Genomic DNA, 467 nt, shown 5'->3' on the forward strand with positions numbered 1-467 from the left:
TTAGAGCGATTTGCGTTCAGTAGGAATCATTTAGGGGGTTCTCAAATCATTTGATCTCTGATTCACTGTCTTTATGGTGCAGTGAATGGAGGAGCGTGATGGGGCAAGCCTACTCAGTTGATCTTAGAGAGCGAATTATTCGTTATGTTGAAGCGGGGCATTCACGTCGATCTGCAGCTCGCCAATTCGGGCTTTCACCCAGTTGCGTAATCCGGTGGCTGGATGACTGGACAAGAGAAGGTATTTCCACTCCAAAACCGGATGGTGGTTGGCGTTATTCCAAGCTGGATGGTCATCGGGATTTTCTGATCCGCCGGATTGAGGAAAGTCCTGACATCAGCATGGCTGAACTGTGCCGGGAGCTTGAGGATCTGGGCACCAGGGTGCATTTATCTTCTGTATCCCGCTGGTTCATTCGTCAAGGATATACATATAAAAAAAACGTTGTTGGCGACGGAACAGAAACG

At 48.4% G+C, this 467-nt stretch carries 1 protein-coding gene; it reads left to right on the forward strand.

The genetic code is table 11. From position 1 onward, the window contains the following. Positions 1-98: 98 nt before the first annotated feature. Positions 99-467, forward strand: a 369-nt coding sequence (locus WH95_RS20175; protein WP_046510252.1) for a helix-turn-helix domain-containing protein, incomplete at its 3' end; no start/stop codon positions are given.

This window comes from Kiloniella litopenaei, from assembly GCF_000982415.1.
In the GTDB taxonomy this organism is placed as follows: Bacteria; Pseudomonadota; Alphaproteobacteria; order Kiloniellales; family Kiloniellaceae; genus Kiloniella; species Kiloniella litopenaei.